This is a genomic window from Vibrio sp. R10-SF1-ISO8, assembly GCF_059833805.1.
In genome coordinates, this window is the sequence record NZ_JCBDHL010000021.1 from 321,930 (window position 1) to 338,477 (window position 16,548).

Here is a 16,548-nt window from a genome sequence, read left to right on the forward strand (position 1 = left end):
TTGCTGTAAAATCTATTCAAAGCGTTATCAATCAAGGGATTTGCCCATAGTGCGCTTGAGGTTTTTCGTTACATTTTAGTAATGAAAACGTACAATAAAAAACAGCCAAATAATCAATATGATGAAGTATAAATTATGACCAAGTTTGATGTTGCAGTGATTGGTGGTGGCATGGTTGGAGCGGCTACCGCTATCGGGTTTGCCAAGCAGGGTAGAAAAGTCGCGCTTGTAGAAGGTTACGCGCCAAAAGCTTTTTCTCCAGAGCAGCCAATGGATATTCGTGTTTCTGCTATCTCTGAGCACTCTGTTTCCATACTCGATGAACTTGGCGCTTGGCAAAAGATTGAGCAAATGCGAGTCTGCCCATATCGCCGCTTAGAAACGTGGGAACACCCTGAGTGCCGCACTCGTTTTCACTCTGATGCTCTAAACATGCAGCAACTTGGCTATATCGTTGAAAATCGACTGATCCAGCTTGGTTTGTGGCAACAACTAGAGCAGTTCGAAAATATTACGCTGTTTTGCCCCGACACGTTAGAAAGCATCAAGTTTGATGAGGTCAATCGAGTTGAACTCACGTCTGGAGAGTGCTTTGACGCCGAATTGATCGTTGGCGCTGATGGAGCTAATTCTAAAGTACGTCAATTGGCAGGAATCGGTGTTACCGCTTGGGATTACAGGCAGCATTGTATGTTGATTAATGTCGAAACGGAGCTTGCTCAGCAGGACATTACTTGGCAGCAGTTTACCCCCCATGGGCCTCGCTCCTTTTTGCCTTTAGCAACATTAGCTTCTCAATCACAGGGAACAGGACAAGGTTCATTAGTCTGGTATGACAGCCCGAAGCGCATAAAGCAGCTCTGTTCGCTGACGCCAGAACAATTGAGGGAAGAAGTCTTAACCCATTTTCCTGCTGAACTTGGCGATATTAAAGTGCTGCAGTTTGGCTCTTTTCCTTTAACTCGTCGTCATGCGCAAGCCTATTTCAATAAGAACTGTGTGCTGGTGGGTGACTCTGCACATACCATTAATCCATTGGCAGGGCAGGGCGTCAATCTTGGATTTAAAGATGTCGCAATCTTACTGGCGGAGTGTGAGGGTAAAACCTCTATTGATGGCTCTGTACTGAAACAGTATGAGCGCAAACGCCGACCAGATAATCTGTTAATGCAATCAGGAATGGATCTGTTCTACAAAGGGTTCAGTAACGATATTGGCCCGTTCAAACTGGTTCGGAATGCGGCACTTAAAATCGCTGAGAATACCGGGCCTCTTAAAACACAAGTGCTGAAATATGCTTTGGGTTTGAAGTGAGAGAGATAGAAAACAAAAACGCAGCCGATTGGCTGCGTTTTTTTGTGCGTTGCTAAGTAGGAATTACTTAGTTACACGTAGTACTGGAGTTTCACCAACAGTTACAGAACCAGAAAGCTTGTTCAGCTCTTTGATTTCGTCCATGTTAGAGATAACAACAGGAGTTAGAGTAGACTTTGCCTTCTCTTCTAGTAGCGCTAGATCAAACTCGATGATAGTGTCGCCAGCTTTAACTGATTGACCTTCTTCAGCGATACGCTTGAAGCCTTCGCCTTTTAGCTCAACAGTGTCGATACCGAAGTGAACGAATAGTTCAACGCCATCGTCAGACTCGATAGAGAATGCGTGGTTAGTTTCGAAGATCTTACCGATAGTACCGTTTACAGGAGCTACCATCTTGTTGCCAGCAGGCTTGATCGCGATACCGTCACCAACAATTTTCTCAGCGAAAACAACATCTGGCACATCTTCGATATTTACGATTTCACCAGATAGAGGTGCGATAATTTCGATTGCACCTGCTTCTGCGCTGTCGTCAGATACTAGCTTCTTAAGTTTGTCAAACAGACCCATTGTGTCATGCTCCTAACGTTTTATTTAATTCTGTCGAATTATAGTATACCAATCTCAGAAGATAGACGACAATTTTTGCCGCCTATCTTATTGGAATTAGCTGATTATTGAGTTTTCTCTGCGATGAATTTTTCTACAACCGCTTCAATCTCTGCTGCTGTTGGTAATGAAAGTGCTTCTTCAGCCATTGCTTTCACTTCAGCAAAGTTAGAGTTACGGATGACTTTCTTCACTTTAGGAATAGAGATGCCGCTCATTGAGAACTCGTCTAGACCCATACCTAGTAGAAGAAGTGTTGCACGCTCATCACCTGCAAGCTCACCACACATACCAGTCCATTTACCTTCGGCGTGAGACGCGTCGATAACTTGCTTGATCACGGTTAGAACAGCAGGTGATAGTGGGTTGTAAAGGTGAGAGATCATCTCGTTACCACGGTCTACCGCTAGCGTGTACTGAGTTAGGTCGTTAGTACCGATAGAGAAGAATGCCACTTCTTTTGCTAGATGGTGCGCGATAGCCGCTGCTGCAGGAGTTTCAACCATTACACCGATTTCGATTTCTTCATCGAATGCGTGGCCTTCAGCGCGAAGCTCTGCTTTGTACTCTTCGATTGCTTTCTTAAGCTCACGGATTTCTTCTACAGAGATAATCATTGGGAACATGATACGCAGTTTACCGTGTGCAGAAGCACGTAGGATGCCGCGTAGCTGGTCGCGAAGGATTTCACGACGGTCTAAGCTGATACGTACTGCACGCCAGCCTAGGAATGGGTTCATCTCTTGTGGAAGATCCATGTATGGAAGATCTTTATCACCACCGATGTCCATTGTACGGATGATTACGGATTCACCGTTCATTGCTTCCGCAACTTCTTTGTACGCTTGGTACTGCTCTTCTTCAGTTGGCAGAGCATCACGGTCCATAAATAGGAACTCAGTACGGTACAGACCAACACCTTCACCACCGTTACGGATGATACCGTCACAGTCTTTAACAGTACCGATGTTACCGCAAACTTCTACGCGGTGACCGTCAGTTGTTTCAGCGTGTAGGTCTTTCAGCTTCGCTAGCTCTTCTTTTTCAGCGATGAAGGCAGCTTTTACCGCTTTCGCTTCTGCTAGTTCGCCTTCAGAAGGGTTGATAACGATCTTGTTGTTCATCGCATCAAGAATCAGCATGTCGCCGTTCTTAACTTGTTTAGTGATGTCGTTAGTACCCACAATCGCTGGAAGCTCAAGAGAGCGTGCCATGATAGAAGTGTGAGAAGTACGACCGCCGATATCACAAGCGAAACCAAGAACGTAGTCTAGGTTGATTTGTGCTGTTTCAGATGGCGTTAGGTCGTAAGCAACTAGGATAACTTCTTCGTTAATATCGCTTAGAGAAACGATATTGATACCTAGTGCGTTTTTAACAAAGCGCGTGCCGATATCACGGATATCTGTTGCACGTTCTTTTAGGTATTCGTCGTCTAGAGATTCTAGAGCAGATGCTTGCTCTTCGATAACCGTGTGGATAGCGTTATCTGCGTGCATCTTGTCATTTTTGATTAGCGCTAGGATTTCTTCCTCTAGCTCTTCGTCTTCAAGAAGCATGATGTGACCTTCAAAGATCGCTTCTTTTTCTTCACCGAAGGTTTCAAGTGCTTTCTGCTTGATAGTTTCAAGCTGAGCAGATGATTTGTTACGCGCCTCGAAGAAACGGGCAACTTCTGCTTCTACTTGATCATCAGAAATAGTGTTTGTGTTTAGGACAATTTCATCTTCTTGAAGTAGTAGTGCTTTACCGATAGCAATACCAGGAGATGCTAGGATGCCTGAAATCATAGCCTTACCTTAAATTGGTCAACTTTAAAACGGGAGAATAATGAGTGCGCTAACGAATATTTGTAGCTTATATTTGGCCCTATTTCCAACAAAGCCATTTTGCTTTCACAAAATGGCTTTGAAAATAGGAGACCGGATTAGTGTAGTTGATCCATTAGAGCAACTAGGTGGTCAACAGCTTGTTGAGCTTGTGGGCCCTCAGCTGAGATAGAAACTACTGTACCTTTTACTAGGCCAAGAGTTTGTAGCTTGAAAAGGCTCTTCGCGCTAGCGCTTTTACCGTTAGAAGTCACAGTGATGTCCGCGTCGAATGCTTTAGCTTCTTTAACGAACTGTGCAGCTGGACGAGTGTGAAGACCGTTTTCTGCAGTGATTTCTACTTGCTTCTCGTACATGTTATATACCCCAATTGATTTATATTTTGATAGTTTCTTAACCAGATTTAGCTTAACGGTAAATGTACTATTCTGCTAGGCGCATAACGTTCATTTCGTGTCAGAACTGATACTGGTTGTAAATTTAACAATCGCGTCGCCAGTCTATGCTGTTGTTCGCCATTGAGAGAAATTCTCATCTAGCTCTTTATTTTGATGCTAGAAATAAAACAGTCCTGATATTACCAAAGGTGAGGCAGGGATCAACAAAAAAGCCCCTGAATGGGGCTTTTTTAGACGAAAAATTGATTTGAACACATATTACTGTTCGTTCTCTTTCTCGGTAAAGATGCCCGCAAACAGGGCTGTGCTTAGGTAACGTTCACCTGAACTTGGAAGAACTGTAACAATTGTTTTCCCTGCAAATTCAGGGAGTTCTGCTAAGCGGTTTGCTGCAACAACAGCTGCACCTGATGAGATACCGGCTAGGATACCTTCTTCTTCCATTAGGCGACGAGCCATCGCAATCGCTTCTTCTGATGTAACAGCCTCAACACGGTCTACAAGCTCTAAATCTAGGTTGCCAGGGATAAATCCAGCACCAATACCTTGGATTTTGTGCGGAGCAGGTTGAATTTCGTCGCCTGCAAGCGCTTGAGCAATCACTGGAGACTCTGCAGGTTCTACTGCAACAGAAACAATGTTCTTGCCTTTTTCGCCTTTAATGTATCGGCTTGTACCAGTGATAGTACCACCTGTACCCACACCCGCTACAAATACGTCAACTTCACCGTCCGTTGCATCCCAAATTTCAGGACCAGTCGTCTTCTCGTGAATTTGTGGGTTTGCAGGGTTGTTGAACTGTTGTAGTAGTAGGTATTTTTCAGGGTTGCTAGCGACAATCTCTTCTGCTTTAGCAATCGCACCTTTCATACCTTTTGCAGCTTCTGTTAGCTCAAGGTTTGCACCTAGTGCTTTAAGTAGCTTACGACGCTCTAGGCTCATTGATTCAGGCATAGTTAGCGTTAGCTTGTAACCACGAGCAGCAGCAACGAAAGCCAGTGCCACACCAGTGTTACCGCTTGTAGGTTCAACAAGCTCTACACCAGGCTTAAGTGTGCCAGCCTTTTCCGCTTCCCAAATCATGTTAGCACCGATACGACATTTAACGCTGAAGCTTGGGTTACGTGCTTCGACTTTTGCGAGCACTTTGCCGTTACTTACTTTGTTTAGGCGTACAAGAGGTGTATTACCAATAGTTTGAGAATTGTCTTCGTAGATTTTACTCATGGTGTGATCCTTCATCTCTGTTCTGTTTCAAATCTATTTTAAAGCAAACGCTTCAAATAGATGCAGTTCTAGTGAATTGATTTGTAGGGTAGAGATTAGGCTAGGTTAAAAAACGAGAAAAGGATTAAATAGTTATATGATATGAAAGGGTAGTGGCTGGGAACGGACTTCGTCCTCCGGGATACGGGAACGCTGCGCTCGAGAGTCGAGATCGGGCTGCGCCCTTCGAGAGGAGAGTGTCGCTATATACCGCCATTCCCTAGACTGACGCAGGAAGGAGTAGGGAATCTCATTACTTTTCGATTTGTCATAAGAGATCCCCAATTCGTTCGTACCTCACTTTTGAGGGTGACTGCTTAATTTATTGAAATAAAAGGGTTGACGCAAAATGCCAACCCCTCAAAGCTTCTCGCTTCTCGCTTCTCGCTTCTCGCTTCTCGCTTCTCGCTTCTCGCTTCTCTCTTACTCCTTAAACTCCGCAACCCACATTGAGGTGGCACCGCAGACGGCAATTGGCATCACAAACAAGTTCAAAATTGGAATTGTGGTGAAAACAGAGACCAAAGCGCCAAAGCTATAGGCTTTGCCCTGTTTTTGTTTCAAATTGTTTCGCATGTCATTAAATGGCACTTTGTGATTATCAAATGGGTAGTCACAATATTGAATCGCCAAAATCCACGCTGTGAAGATAAACCATAAAAACGGACCGATGGTTTGACCTAACGCTGGGATTAGAAGTAGCAGAAAGAGACCAATGGCTTTAGGTAGAACGTACACCAGTTTGCGCCATTCACGAGCCATGATTCTTGGCGTGTCTTTAATGACGGCCATCATGCCATCTTCATTGACTTTCTGCTGGGTTAGATGTTCTTCCACTTTTTCAGCCAGTAATCCATTGAATGGAGCAGCAATAAAGTTGGCCAAGGTACTAAAGAAGTATGAAAACGTTGCGAGTATCGTCAGGACCAAGAGTGGCCAGAGTAGGTAACTAAGCCAAGACAAAAACTCGGGTAACTGTCCCATCAGCTGTCCGATCCAAGCATCTAGGTTGGAGAACAGGTAGTAGAGAGCTCCGCCAACTAAGATGATATTGGCCAGTAGAGGCAATATAACAAATTGGCGAATGCCCGGAGTGCGTGCCAGTTCTAAACCGTGGAAGAAGTAGCCAAAGCCAGAACGCTGTCTAATCTGTGTATTCATATTTTGCTTTTGTGGTGTAAAAACGAACGTTTTCTATCTTAACAAGAAAAAAGCGTGTTCAAAATCACAACATTTCAGGAACTTCTCACATTAAGTTGTTCTAAAACAGGGGCGAGTTTTGGTAGAGTAACTCAAAGTTAGGTTTAAACAGATTCGATGTAACTCGCTTACTATCGAACAAATGAGAGCTAAAAATGCAGGAACTGCGATTTGTACTCATAATTGTTGGAGCTTTGGCGATTGCCGCTTTGCTGTTCCACGGTTTATGGACGAGTAAAAAAGAAGGGAAAGCCAAGTTTGGTAGCAAACCGATTGGCAAGCTGGATGTCGACAATGAAGACTCGGACCTAGTCCCTGAGCGCGCTTTTGCTCCAGAAGATGATTTCGAAATCATCAAGAAAGAGCGTAAAGAGCCCGGTTTTATAGACAGAGATGAAGTCATCGCAGATCCGCTCATCGATACTTACCAAGATACATCACCAGAAGTTAATCCATCTACGACTGATAAAGATGACGTAGATTTGGATGTACCTTCTTTTTCAAGTAAGTCATTGGATGAAGTTGAAGAGGTCGTCGAAGCCGCACACGAAGAAGTGCTTGAACCTATTGTCGAACCATCACCAATTCAAGAGCCTGAAACGCAACAAGCGGAAGAAGAAGCGCCGTTAGAAGTCATTGTCCTCAATGTACATTGCTCCGGTGAAGAGCCTTTTGTTGGCACTAAACTGTTTGACAGTATGCAGCAAAACGGCCTGATTTACGGTGAAATGGATATCTTCCATCGCCACGCTGATCTATCAGGTACAGGCAAAGTCCTGTTTAGTGTTGCCAACATGATGCAGCCGGGCACGTTAAAGCATGATGACCCTGCTGAGTTCTCTACTAAGGGTATCTCTTTCTTTATGACCATGCCTTGTTTCGGCGATGCAGAACAAAACTTCAAGCTGATGCTCAAGACTGCTCAGCAAATAGCTGATGACTTAGGTGCCAATGTTTTAGATGATGCGCGTAACTTGATGACGCCCAATCGACTAGACAGCTACCGAGCTCAGATTCAAGAGTTTAAAGCGGCGCAACAAGCCTAAACATTCCTATTCGTTAGAAAGGCTCCGTATGGAGCCTTTTTTCTTTCATTCTCAGTTGCGAACGTTGCAAGGCGTGTTCATACTGCCTGCATTGGCCGCTAAGAACGAGCCGTTCTTAGCACCGTTAGAAGTAATAATTATAGAGTTAGCTATGTCTACAGAGATTCAAGAGAAGCTTAATCAATTGCGTCAAACGCTCCACTATCATGGAGTGAAGTACTACGTCGAGGATAATCCAGAAATACCGGATGCTGAATATGACAGGCTTATGCGTGAGCTTATGGAGCTTGAGTCTCAAAATCCAGAACTTGTCACCATAGACTCACCAAGCCAACGAGTCGGCGGCGCGCCATTAGGCGGTTTTGACTCAGTCACGCACGAGATTCCAATGCTGTCATTAGATAATGCTTTTGATGATGGTGAGCTAGAAAGCTTCCATAAGCGGATGGGCGATCGTATTCCAACTGCCATGTTTGATGTTTTCTGTTGTGAACCTAAGTTAGATGGTCTCGCGGTAAGTCTGCTGTATGAAAACGGTGTTCTGGTCCAAGCTGCAACACGCGGCGATGGTGCTACAGGTGAAAATATCACCGAGAACGTTCGCACCATCAAAGCCATTCCATTAAAGCTTCAAGGTGAAGGTTGGCCAGAGCGTATTGAAGTGCGCGGTGAGGTGTTCATGCCTAAAGCGGGTTTTGACAAACTGAACGAGCAAGCACTAAAGAAAGGCGAGAAAGTTTTCGTTAACCCGCGTAACGCAGCGGCAGGTAGCTTACGTCAATTGGATTCACGTATAACAGCTACTCGCCCATTGAGCTTCTATGCCTACAGTGTCGGTGTGGTTGAAGGTGTTGAGCTCTCTTCGAGCCACTATCAACGATTCATCCAGCTGAAAGGCTGGGGATTGCCAATGTGCCCTGAGACGAAGCGTGTAAACAATCTCGGTGAAGTGAAAGCTTACTATCAAGATATCCTCGAGCGCCGTGAGTCCTTAGCGTATGAAATCGATGGGGTGGTGATTAAAGTTGATGAGGTCGCTCTACAAGAACAACTCGGTTTTGTCGCTAGAGCACCACGTTGGGCGATTGCTTACAAGTTCCCTGCTCAAGAAGAAATCACCACGCTAAATGATGTCGAGTTCCAAGTAGGACGTACAGGTGCGATCACGCCTGTTGCTAAGCTGGAGCCTGTATTTGTAGGCGGTGTTACCGTCAGTAATGCAACTCTTCATAATGCTGATGAAATTGAGCGCTTGGGCGTTATGGTTGGCGATACGGTTGTGATACGCAGAGCGGGTGATGTTATCCCACAGATTGTTTCCGTGGTGACTGATCGTCGTCCGGAGAGTGCCCGCGAGATAGCTTTTCCGCAAAATTGCCCTGTGTGTAATTCGCAAGTGGAACGAGTCGAAGGTGAAGCGGTTGCACGTTGTAGTGGTGGTCTCGTTTGTCAGGCGCAACGTAAAGAAGCATTGAAGCACTTTGTATCACGTAAGGCACTAGATGTTGATGGGCTAGGTGAGAAAGTAATTGAGCAGCTTGTTGATCGCGAAATGGTAGAGACACCAGCCGACCTGTTTAAACTATCTGCCGGTGTGATCACTGTGCTTGATCGCATGGGGCCAAAATCTGCACAAAATGTGGTTGATGCTCTCAACAAAGCTAAGCAAACTACCTTAGCTCGGTTCTTATATTCATTAGGCATTCGTGAAGTAGGTGAAGCCACGGCGGCAAACCTTGCTCAACATTTTAAAACTCTAGACTTAGTTAAAGCTGCAAGCCATGAAAAGCTTGTCGAAGTTCAAGATATTGGCGATATAGTTGCGAGTCATATCACGGCATTTTTCGCTCAAGATAAAAACCAAAGTGTGATTGATGAACTGATTGAGCAAGGGGTAAGTTGGCCTGATATAGAAGAGAAAGATGATGACGCACCTCAGCCGCTTGAAGGTAAAACGGTGGTCTTAACTGGCTCATTATCTCAGCTCTCTCGTTCTGATGCAAAAGCTGCTCTGCAAGCGCTTGGGGCAAAAGTAACCGGAAGTGTTTCTAAGAAAACGGACATTCTCTTTGCTGGTGAAAATGCGGGCTCTAAGCTCGCTAAAGCGCAAGACTTGGGCATTGAAATTCGTACCGAAGAAGACCTTATTTCATTAATGTAACCGATTAAACCCTATCTTAAAGCCACCACTTTGGTGGCTTTTTTTTGTCATAAATAAAGCGCCCTTTTGGACCTCATAATATGCTCAGATCTTCTGTGATGAGGATCTTGTTAGATGTAATTATGTGAATTTTAAATAAAATTATGCGACGCACTTCAATATGATTTAGAAGTTTTTTTAACTTAAGTTTTTGTTTTTATTGATTTAAATATTTTCTGAACTTGTGATGGGACTGATTGTCGATCTGGATCACTGGAATTATAAAAATTTGTAGCGGGTCATATTTTTTTATATGGAAATTAAGTTCTGGTTGATGTTTTTCGCTGCGAAGTTAGTCTGAGAGACATGGATACACGGTGTGTATGCAGGAAATAGAAAACTAAGAATTAATGATTAATCCAAAGTTTTCACATAGGAAATGATTTCTCCCTTCGGCGGCCAACTTAAGGTGAGAAAAAGAATAAGACAGCTATATCCATTTTTAGGAGTTTTTCCATGGACAAAATGTTTAAACGTACACTTTTAGGTGCAGCAGTGGCAGTAGCGTCAACTGGTGTAATGGCTAAGCAAGTTGGTGTGAACAGTGACTTCCAAGTTGAAGCTTACGGTGTTGCGGCAATCTCTGTTGTTAACTATGACACAGATGAAACAGTAATGAGTACTGGTGTGGTAACTGACAAGAGTACTGGTTACGACTACGAAAACGAATCTCGTATCGGTTTCCGTGCAAGTAAAGATATGTTCGATGACGTAAACGTATTCGTGCAAATCGAGTCGGGCTATGTTGGCGAAAACGGTGACGGTGCGACACTTGGTAATCGTGATACTTTCCTTGGTTTACAAGGTGACTGGGGTAAAGTACGTTTTGGTCGTATGCTTACGCCAATGTACGAAATCATTGACTGGCCATACTCTAACCCAGGTCTAGGTGCTGCCTTTGACTGGGGCGCTGATGTTAAATACAACCGCGACCGTCATGGCGATATGGCTCGTTTTGACTCTAAAGATTACAACGGGTTTAGTTTTGCACTGGCGACAGGTCGTGGCGAATCTTCTGTTAAAGATAACTACTTCTATGGTGCTAATGCTCACTACAAACTAGCAGATAGCTTTACTATCCATGCAGCATTAGAGTCTGAGCAGGATCGTAAGATTTCAGACAGTGTTGCTGAGGCGTACTCTTACTGTGCTACACCAACGGGTTGTAAAGATGCAGATGGTAACAGCATTGCTCAAGGTAGCAATTACAAATCTGCAAATGAAGCTGCTCAAGTTAATGCTGATACATTTGGTTATATTCTAGGCTTCGAAGCTTCACTTCCAGCTGGTTTCGGCTTGGCAGCAGCATACAAAGCTGGTGAGTCTAAAGATACAAGTGGCGTTAAATCTGAGCAAGCTTCTTACTCTATTATCGGTCAATATTGGAGCGGTCCTTGGGGCTTCAAGCTAGGTTATGCGGCTAACGAAGAGTCGAAGAAAGCCGGAGTGAAACAAGATGATGCAGATAGCATTGTTTCCGGTCAGCTAATGTATGTACACAATGGCTTTGTACCATATGTTCGAGTTGCTCAGCGTGACCTTAAGTCTGACGGCAAAAACAGTGAAATCTTCGTTGTTCGTGTAGGTCTAGAGTACGGCTTCTAATAGAGTATCAGATACCTACTGTCTTCACGCTGGCCCCAGAGGCCAGCGTTTTAGTCTCTAATATGTGGAGTTATTCTCTGTCGAAATTAGTTAAATGTTTGTAATATAAAAAGAAGTTTTCAAATAGGGAATTAATATGAAAAAATGCGTAATCGCGTCTTTAGTCGCATTGATGGTTGGTTGCACCACACTGGATTCAGACAGTAGCTTCACTGATGTTGTAGCCCAAGTTGAAACTAAGCAAAACTATTATTTGGTAGAGGGCAAGAGCTTTTTGCCAGATGTGGAAGTTAGTAAAGGTGCACAGCTTACGCAATCTAACTTAGCATTAAACTATGTCGCACCTCATGGTCAGGCAGCCGTTCCTAGCTCGTTTATCGTCATGGAAGTAAAGTATTTTAAGAATTACAGTGAATACAAATATGTTGAAATTGACGGTAAGAAAACCCCTCTGAAGTCTTTAGCTCCTACAGCTGAAACATGCAGTGATATTTGTACACAAAGACAGTTATTTAGGTTTGATGTCTCAGAAGAGTCTTTAGCTAAGGGCGAGCAGCAAGGGCTGAGATTTGCTTTAGCTTCATCTGAACAAAATAAAGTCTTCTTTGACGTAGCCGCTGGTTACATCAAAGCAATTAGAAATAGTGTAGATAATAAGCCAGTGCCTAGTGCAGCGACTATCGTAGCGCCAGTTGTTGCAACAACAGCAATTGCCCAAGACTTAACAGAGAAGTCTAAGTCACAAGAGATGGCAATGTATTGGTTCGAACAGCTTGACGATAAGCAGAAAGAAAGCGTAACTAACTGGGCGGTTTCCAATCGTAAAAACGCAGCGGCTAAACTAGACACCACCGATCAGGCTGAGCAAATGTTCTCTTATTGGTTTAACAAGGCCAATGAATCTGAAAAGAAAACGATACTGGTTGAACTGATCAATAAATAGATTAACTGATATAAAAAGGAACCAATATGGTTCCTTTTTATATTTAGGTGAAGCGTGAGTATTCTATTTAAATGGGATGAGGATTAGTCTATAAAACCTTCCCACCCTCGGCTTTGCAAATCATGATAGGAATATAACGAACCTTTCCATCTTTTAATTCACACTCTACATTTGGCCCTGTTTGACCACTTCCATTTCCTGCCAAAACAGCAGCGCTAAACAATAAACCGACAAATATTGAAGCTAGTTTTCTCATAACGTTTTCTCCATGTGTCTAACAATCTCCTAGTCAGAGATATTGACTAGTATGGCAATAGACCACGAAGGATCAAAAATAATTGCAAGAAATCAAATTTTTTAAAGTTTATTAAGTTAGAGGACGAAAGATAAGGCTGTTTTTAAATATATGAAAGTTTTGGTTATTACTTTTAAGGCTTAAAGGTTCTGATAAGTGTATTTATGTATTTGGGCAACTAGTTAAATACTTAATTTCTCGAATTAAACCTAAAAAATAGAGCTTATTTAACTAGTTACCTACTTAATTTTAATTAAAAGCGAATAAAACACGTCAATTGAAGTTATTAGTCTAATTATCACATGGCTTTATGGTTAAAATAATTCCGCTTACTTTGGTAATTTCAACCTGTTGACCTGCTCTAATCGCGCTTTCTGACTGAGCACTCCATGTGGTGTCCCCCACCTTTAAGCGTCCTTTCCCTGCTGGAAAATCCTCATCGAGACGAATGATTTGACCGACTAACTGCTTACTTTTCTGATTAAGTTCACGGTTAGCATCGGACTTTTTGTCCGATTTAAATTGTCTACGCCACCACAGCCAAGTGGTTACTAAAGCAAATGTTGCGAAAGCGACCCACTGTAGTTGCCAACTGATTGGAATAAATGTGAGCAAAATACCCACGATTAAGGCTGACAGCCCAAGCCATAAAAAATAGCCTGCGGTGCCAAGCAGTTCGATGGCAAGTAAAGCTAGCCCGAAGGCTAGCCAATGCCAATGGTTGATACTGTCTAGTAATTCAAACACATTAGCCTCTACTTAGTTGACTCTTTCGAGTGCTTAAACATTTCAGCGATACCCGCGACAGAGCCCATTAGGCCAGAAGCTTCAAGTGGAAGCATGATGATCTTGCCATTCTCAGCTTGGCCGATTGACTTAAGTGCGTCGGTATAGCCTTGCGCAATAAAGTAATTAACGGCTTGCATGTCACCCTTAGCGATCGCTTCTGACACCATAGTGGTTGCACGAGCTTCGGCTTCAGCCGCACGTTCCCGAGCTTCTGCTTGAAGAATTGCTGCTTGCTTGTCGCCTTCCGCTTTAAGGATCTCTGATTGCTTGTGGCCTTCTGCTCTTAAAATTTCAGCCTGACGAATGCCTTCCGCTTCGAGTACTTCTGCACGCTTGTTTCGTTCCGCTTTCATTTGAGCGTTCATTGCCGCGGTGAGATCTGACGGCGGCTGAACATCTTTGATTTCGATACGCGTAACTTTTACGCCCCAAGGATTGGTCGCTTCATCAACAATAGATAGCAGTTTAGTGTTGATCATGTCACGCTGACTGAGCATTTCATCGAGTTCCATGGAACCCAGAACAGTACGAATGTTGGTCAGTGTTAAGTTACGAATTGCATGCTCTAAATCGTTAACCTCGTAAGCCGCTTGGGCTGCATCAATCACTTGAACAAAGCAGACCGCGTCGATAGTGACATTGGCGTTATCCTTAGAAATAACTTCCTGAGCGGGGATATCAAGTACTCGCTCCATCATATTGATCTTGTGACCAATACCGTCAATAAATGGAATGATGATATTTAAGCCTGGCTTTAGGGTGTGGGTATAGCGACCAAATCGTTCAACGGTCCAGTTGTTGCCTTGAGGGACGGTTTTTACACCAGCGATAATCAGTGCAATCACAACAACGAGAAATACGCCGATAGTAATCAATGAGTCAATAGCCATATCTGAGTTCCTTATGAGAATAGTCTATTGATTGTTGCCTATAGAGTCGCTTGTGACAATGGCAGAAATGAGAACTTTAGCGAAAATCGGACAAAATAAAAGCCGGTTACTACCGGCTTTAAGTCTATGATTTAGAATGAACTAATAAAGAATGGAGTAAAGTTGACGGCGGTATTTACCTGCGATTGGATTACCTTGCCCAAGCGCGGCAAGTATATCCATAAATGACTTTTTCATTTCGCCATCTAGCGCGTTCAAGTCAGTACGTAAGACGTTCCAAAGTATCTCAAGTGCTTCTTCGTCGCGATTCACTTGGTGGTAGTTAAGCGCCAGTTCGTTAGCCAGTTTTAGGTCACTTGGGTTTTGTGCCAAGGCTTCTTCTAAAGATTGAATCTCAGGGCTGTTTGCTGCTTGTGCATGAAGCTCTAATTTAGCGACTAAGCCTTTGTAGTAATTATCTTGGTACTCAAGAGGAATATTTTCTAGCAGCAATTTAGCTTGGTCAAAATTCTGTGTTTCTAAATAGCAATCTGCCAGAGCAAGTTTTACATCGCCTTTTTGTTTCAATTCCTCGGCGATAGCTTCTAGAAGCGAGAGAGCTTGGGCATGTTGACCTGCTTGGATGAGCTCAAGTGCTTGCTTTAAGTTTAGTTCGTCTTGGCTAGGGAGATGTTTCGCTAGCATTTGTTGAATAGCGGCAATTGTCTGCGGACCACCAAGACCATCGACAGGCTGGCCATTTACGAATAGGGCTATGGTAGGCAAGGCTTGAACACCAAACTGGCTTGCAATCGCTTGTTCCTGCTCGCAGTTCAAAAGAGCTAATGTGAAGGCTCCGTTATATTGCTGCGCTAGCATTTGCAGATCAGGAATCACTTGCGCACTTTCTTCGCTCATTGGCGCCCAAAAGTGGATTAATACAGGGGTCTGCATTGACCCTTCTAAAACTTGGCGGAAGTTTTGTTCGTTTAGCTCAACAATAAATGGAGATTGCATCTATGAGTTCCTTGCAACATATTCTATGAATCAAAGATATGGGCTAGGGCGGGAGAGTTCAAGGTAAGAGATTGAAATTGAGATCATATTGTTGGCGGAAACAAAAACACCGCCTGCGACGGAGGTGTTAATGTTCTCCCGAAAGGGTAAGCGAAGGTGTCTATAAAACGATAAACAACGTTAGCGCAACACCCACACTCAGCCAGTTTAACTGGTTTAAAGTCATATTATTATACCGAATGTAGCGCTTGAATTTAATAACTAGGGCTTGCCCTAAGTATTAATCTAACGTCTTATTGTTACGGAATAATTACAAAGTTGCAGAAAATATCATGCAGCTTGTCGCAATATTTTGTCTAGTGTTCGGGTTGGCAGTAGGCGCTTTAAGATAGCAAACACCTTAGTTGGCGTAGTAATACGGTAACGAATCTTAGGCTTCTTCGCTTCTAGCGCATGAACAAGGGGAGCTATACATGATTCTGCCGGTAAAACAAACGCGTTGCTTGAGGTGTCGTTGTTCAGCCTTTCCATTTGCTGACGGTACTGCTTTTCGTGAGCGCTGCCTTCAACAGTGATCCATTTCTTAAAGGCGATAAGGGCATTAGAACGAAACTCGGTTTCAATTGGCCCAGGCTCTATCAGGCTTATGTGGATATTGGTATCCATCAATTCGAGTCTTAACGTGTCACTCCAACCTTCTATCGCAAACTTAGAAGCATTGTAGGCACCGCGATATTTCATCGCCGCAAAGCCGAGCACGGAACTGTTTTGGACAATTCGACCATAACCCTGTTTACGCATGGTTGGAAGGAGTTCGCATACCAATTGATGCCAGCCAAAAAAGTTGGTTTCGAACTGTTCTCTTAAACCATCAGTAGGCAGGTCTTCTAACGCTCCAGGTTGGCCATAAGCTCCATTATTAAACAAAGCATCAAGCTTGCCATTGGTGAGTGCTAATGTTTGCTCTACTCCTTTGGAAATGCTCTGGCTGTCAGTGAGATCAATCTGGATGCAGGTAAGCCCTTCTGCTTGCAGTCTTTCAACGTCTTGTTGTTGGCGACAAGATGCAATGACTTGATAGCCTCGCTGATGAAGAGCGTGGGCACAGACATAGCCAATTCCGGTTGAACAGCCAGTAATTAATATCGATTTATCCATAGCAAGC

At 43.6% G+C, this 16,548-nt stretch carries 15 protein-coding genes; 5 read left to right on the forward strand and 10 right to left on the reverse strand.

Features of this window, described 5'->3' with window-relative positions; genetic code table 11:
* Positions 1 to 135 precede the first annotated feature (135 nt).
* On the forward strand, positions 136 to 1,314 hold the full coding sequence (locus AC6R00_RS19480; protein ID WP_500641624.1) for a 2-octaprenyl-3-methyl-6-methoxy-1,4-benzoquinol hydroxylase: 1,179 nt from the start codon (positions 136 to 138) through the stop codon (positions 1,312 to 1,314).
* A gap of 63 nt (positions 1,315 to 1,377) precedes the next feature.
* Here the strand turns inward: AC6R00_RS19480 and crr are convergent, their stop codons facing one another.
* The 5 genes from crr to cysZ form a co-directional block, all read right to left on the reverse strand.
* Positions 1,378 to 1,887 carry a PTS glucose transporter subunit IIA gene (gene crr / locus AC6R00_RS19485; RefSeq protein WP_004746232.1) on the reverse strand — a complete coding sequence of 170 codons (510 nt, stop codon included), beginning with the start codon at positions 1,885 to 1,887 and terminating at the stop codon, positions 1,378 to 1,380.
* A gap of 104 nt (positions 1,888 to 1,991) precedes the next feature.
* Entirely contained in the window at positions 1,992 to 3,716 is a 1,725-nt protein-coding gene (gene ptsI, locus AC6R00_RS19490) for a phosphoenolpyruvate-protein phosphotransferase PtsI (protein ID WP_500641625.1), read from the reverse strand.
* 137 nt (positions 3,717 to 3,853) lie between these two features.
* A complete protein-coding gene (locus AC6R00_RS19495) occupies positions 3,854 to 4,111 on the reverse strand; it encodes an HPr family phosphocarrier protein (RefSeq protein ID WP_004415108.1) in 258 nt (85 codons plus the stop codon).
* Positions 4,112 to 4,411: 300 nt separating this feature from the next.
* Positions 4,412 to 5,380 (reverse strand): cysteine synthase A, encoded by a 969-nt coding sequence (gene cysK, locus AC6R00_RS19500; protein ID WP_004746230.1) that lies wholly within the window; start codon positions 5,378 to 5,380, stop codon positions 4,412 to 4,414.
* Positions 5,381 to 5,842: 462 nt separating this feature from the next.
* Positions 5,843 to 6,580 (reverse strand): sulfate transporter CysZ, encoded by a 738-nt coding sequence (gene cysZ / locus AC6R00_RS19505; RefSeq protein ID WP_500641626.1) that lies wholly within the window; start codon positions 6,578 to 6,580, stop codon positions 5,843 to 5,845.
* Between the two features lie 194 nt (positions 6,581 to 6,774).
* On the opposite strand from cysZ, the gene zipA reads away from it, so the two are divergent.
* From zipA to AC6R00_RS19525, 4 genes are all read left to right on the forward strand, one after another.
* Positions 6,775 to 7,665: a cell division protein ZipA gene (zipA, locus tag AC6R00_RS19510; protein WP_500641627.1), complete on the forward strand. Its 891-nt coding sequence runs from the start codon at positions 6,775 to 6,777 to the stop codon at positions 7,663 to 7,665.
* A gap of 151 nt (positions 7,666 to 7,816) precedes the next feature.
* Positions 7,817 to 9,826, forward strand: coding sequence for an NAD-dependent DNA ligase LigA (ligA, locus tag AC6R00_RS19515; protein WP_500641628.1), 2,010 nt, complete (start codon positions 7,817 to 7,819; stop codon positions 9,824 to 9,826).
* A gap of 495 nt (positions 9,827 to 10,321) precedes the next feature.
* Positions 10,322 to 11,470 (forward strand): porin, encoded by a 1,149-nt coding sequence (locus tag AC6R00_RS19520; RefSeq protein ID WP_500641629.1) that lies wholly within the window; start codon positions 10,322 to 10,324, stop codon positions 11,468 to 11,470.
* A gap of 136 nt (positions 11,471 to 11,606) precedes the next feature.
* A complete protein-coding gene (locus AC6R00_RS19525) occupies positions 11,607 to 12,413 on the forward strand; it encodes a DUF2057 domain-containing protein (protein WP_500641630.1) in 807 nt (268 codons plus the stop codon).
* An 88-nt stretch (positions 12,414 to 12,501) separates the two neighbouring features.
* On the opposite strand, the gene AC6R00_RS19530 is transcribed toward AC6R00_RS19525, so the two are convergent.
* The 5 genes from AC6R00_RS19530 to AC6R00_RS19550 all read right to left on the reverse strand — a co-directional run bounded on the left by AC6R00_RS19530 (position 12,502) and on the right by AC6R00_RS19550 (position 16,541).
* Positions 12,502 to 12,669, reverse strand: coding sequence for a hypothetical protein (locus AC6R00_RS19530; protein WP_239853765.1), 168 nt, complete (start codon positions 12,667 to 12,669; stop codon positions 12,502 to 12,504).
* A 330-nt stretch (positions 12,670 to 12,999) separates the two neighbouring features.
* Positions 13,000 to 13,455, reverse strand: a complete 456-nt coding sequence (locus tag AC6R00_RS19535) for an NfeD family protein (RefSeq protein ID WP_500641631.1) — start codon at positions 13,453 to 13,455, stop codon at positions 13,000 to 13,002.
* Positions 13,456 to 13,463: 8 nt separating this feature from the next.
* The gene (locus AC6R00_RS19540; RefSeq protein ID WP_171325300.1) at positions 13,464 to 14,387 is read right to left on the reverse strand and encodes an SPFH domain-containing protein; all 924 of its coding nucleotides are present in this window, start codon (positions 14,385 to 14,387) and stop codon (positions 13,464 to 13,466) included.
* A 141-nt stretch (positions 14,388 to 14,528) separates the two neighbouring features.
* Complete coding sequence (locus AC6R00_RS19545; RefSeq protein WP_500641632.1) at positions 14,529 to 15,383, reverse strand: co-chaperone YbbN; 855 nt, start codon at positions 15,381 to 15,383, stop codon at positions 14,529 to 14,531.
* 330 nt (positions 15,384 to 15,713) lie between these two features.
* Positions 15,714 to 16,541 carry an SDR family oxidoreductase gene (locus tag AC6R00_RS19550; RefSeq protein WP_500641633.1) on the reverse strand — a complete coding sequence of 276 codons (828 nt, stop codon included), beginning with the start codon at positions 16,539 to 16,541 and terminating at the stop codon, positions 15,714 to 15,716.
* Between the last annotated feature and the right edge of the window lie 7 nt (positions 16,542 to 16,548).

What these genes read in the sequence shown, in the direction of transcription:
- AC6R00_RS19530 (WP_239853765.1), bottom strand. Translation starts at nt 12,669, where the DNA reads ATGAGAAAACTAGCTTCAATATTTGTCGGTTTATTGTTTAGCGCTGCT.
- ligA (WP_500641628.1), top strand. Translation starts at nt 7,817, where the DNA reads ATGTCTACAGAGATTCAAGAGAAGCTTAATCAATTGCGTCAAACGCTC.
- AC6R00_RS19480 (WP_500641624.1), top strand. Translation starts at nt 136, where the DNA reads ATGACCAAGTTTGATGTTGCAGTGATTGGTGGTGGCATGGTTGGAGCG.
- AC6R00_RS19545 (WP_500641632.1), bottom strand. Translation starts at nt 15,383, where the DNA reads ATGCAATCTCCATTTATTGTTGAGCTAAACGAACAAAACTTCCGCCAA.
- AC6R00_RS19540 (WP_171325300.1), bottom strand. Translation starts at nt 14,387, where the DNA reads ATGGCTATTGACTCATTGATTACTATCGGCGTATTTCTCGTTGTTGTG.
- AC6R00_RS19550 (WP_500641633.1), bottom strand. Translation starts at nt 16,541, where the DNA reads ATGGATAAATCGATATTAATTACTGGCTGTTCAACCGGAATTGGCTAT.
- AC6R00_RS19525 (WP_500641630.1), top strand. Translation starts at nt 11,607, where the DNA reads ATGAAAAAATGCGTAATCGCGTCTTTAGTCGCATTGATGGTTGGTTGC.
- AC6R00_RS19495 (WP_004415108.1), bottom strand. Translation starts at nt 4,111, where the DNA reads ATGTACGAGAAGCAAGTAGAAATCACTGCAGAAAACGGTCTTCACACT.
- cysZ (WP_500641626.1), bottom strand. Translation starts at nt 6,580, where the DNA reads ATGAATACACAGATTAGACAGCGTTCTGGCTTTGGCTACTTCTTCCAC.
- cysK (WP_004746230.1), bottom strand. Translation starts at nt 5,380, where the DNA reads ATGAGTAAAATCTACGAAGACAATTCTCAAACTATTGGTAATACACCT.
- AC6R00_RS19520 (WP_500641629.1), top strand. Translation starts at nt 10,322, where the DNA reads ATGGACAAAATGTTTAAACGTACACTTTTAGGTGCAGCAGTGGCAGTA.
- ptsI (WP_500641625.1), bottom strand. Translation starts at nt 3,716, where the DNA reads ATGATTTCAGGCATCCTAGCATCTCCTGGTATTGCTATCGGTAAAGCA.
- crr (WP_004746232.1), bottom strand. Translation starts at nt 1,887, where the DNA reads ATGGGTCTGTTTGACAAACTTAAGAAGCTAGTATCTGACGACAGCGCA.
- zipA (WP_500641627.1), top strand. Translation starts at nt 6,775, where the DNA reads ATGCAGGAACTGCGATTTGTACTCATAATTGTTGGAGCTTTGGCGATT.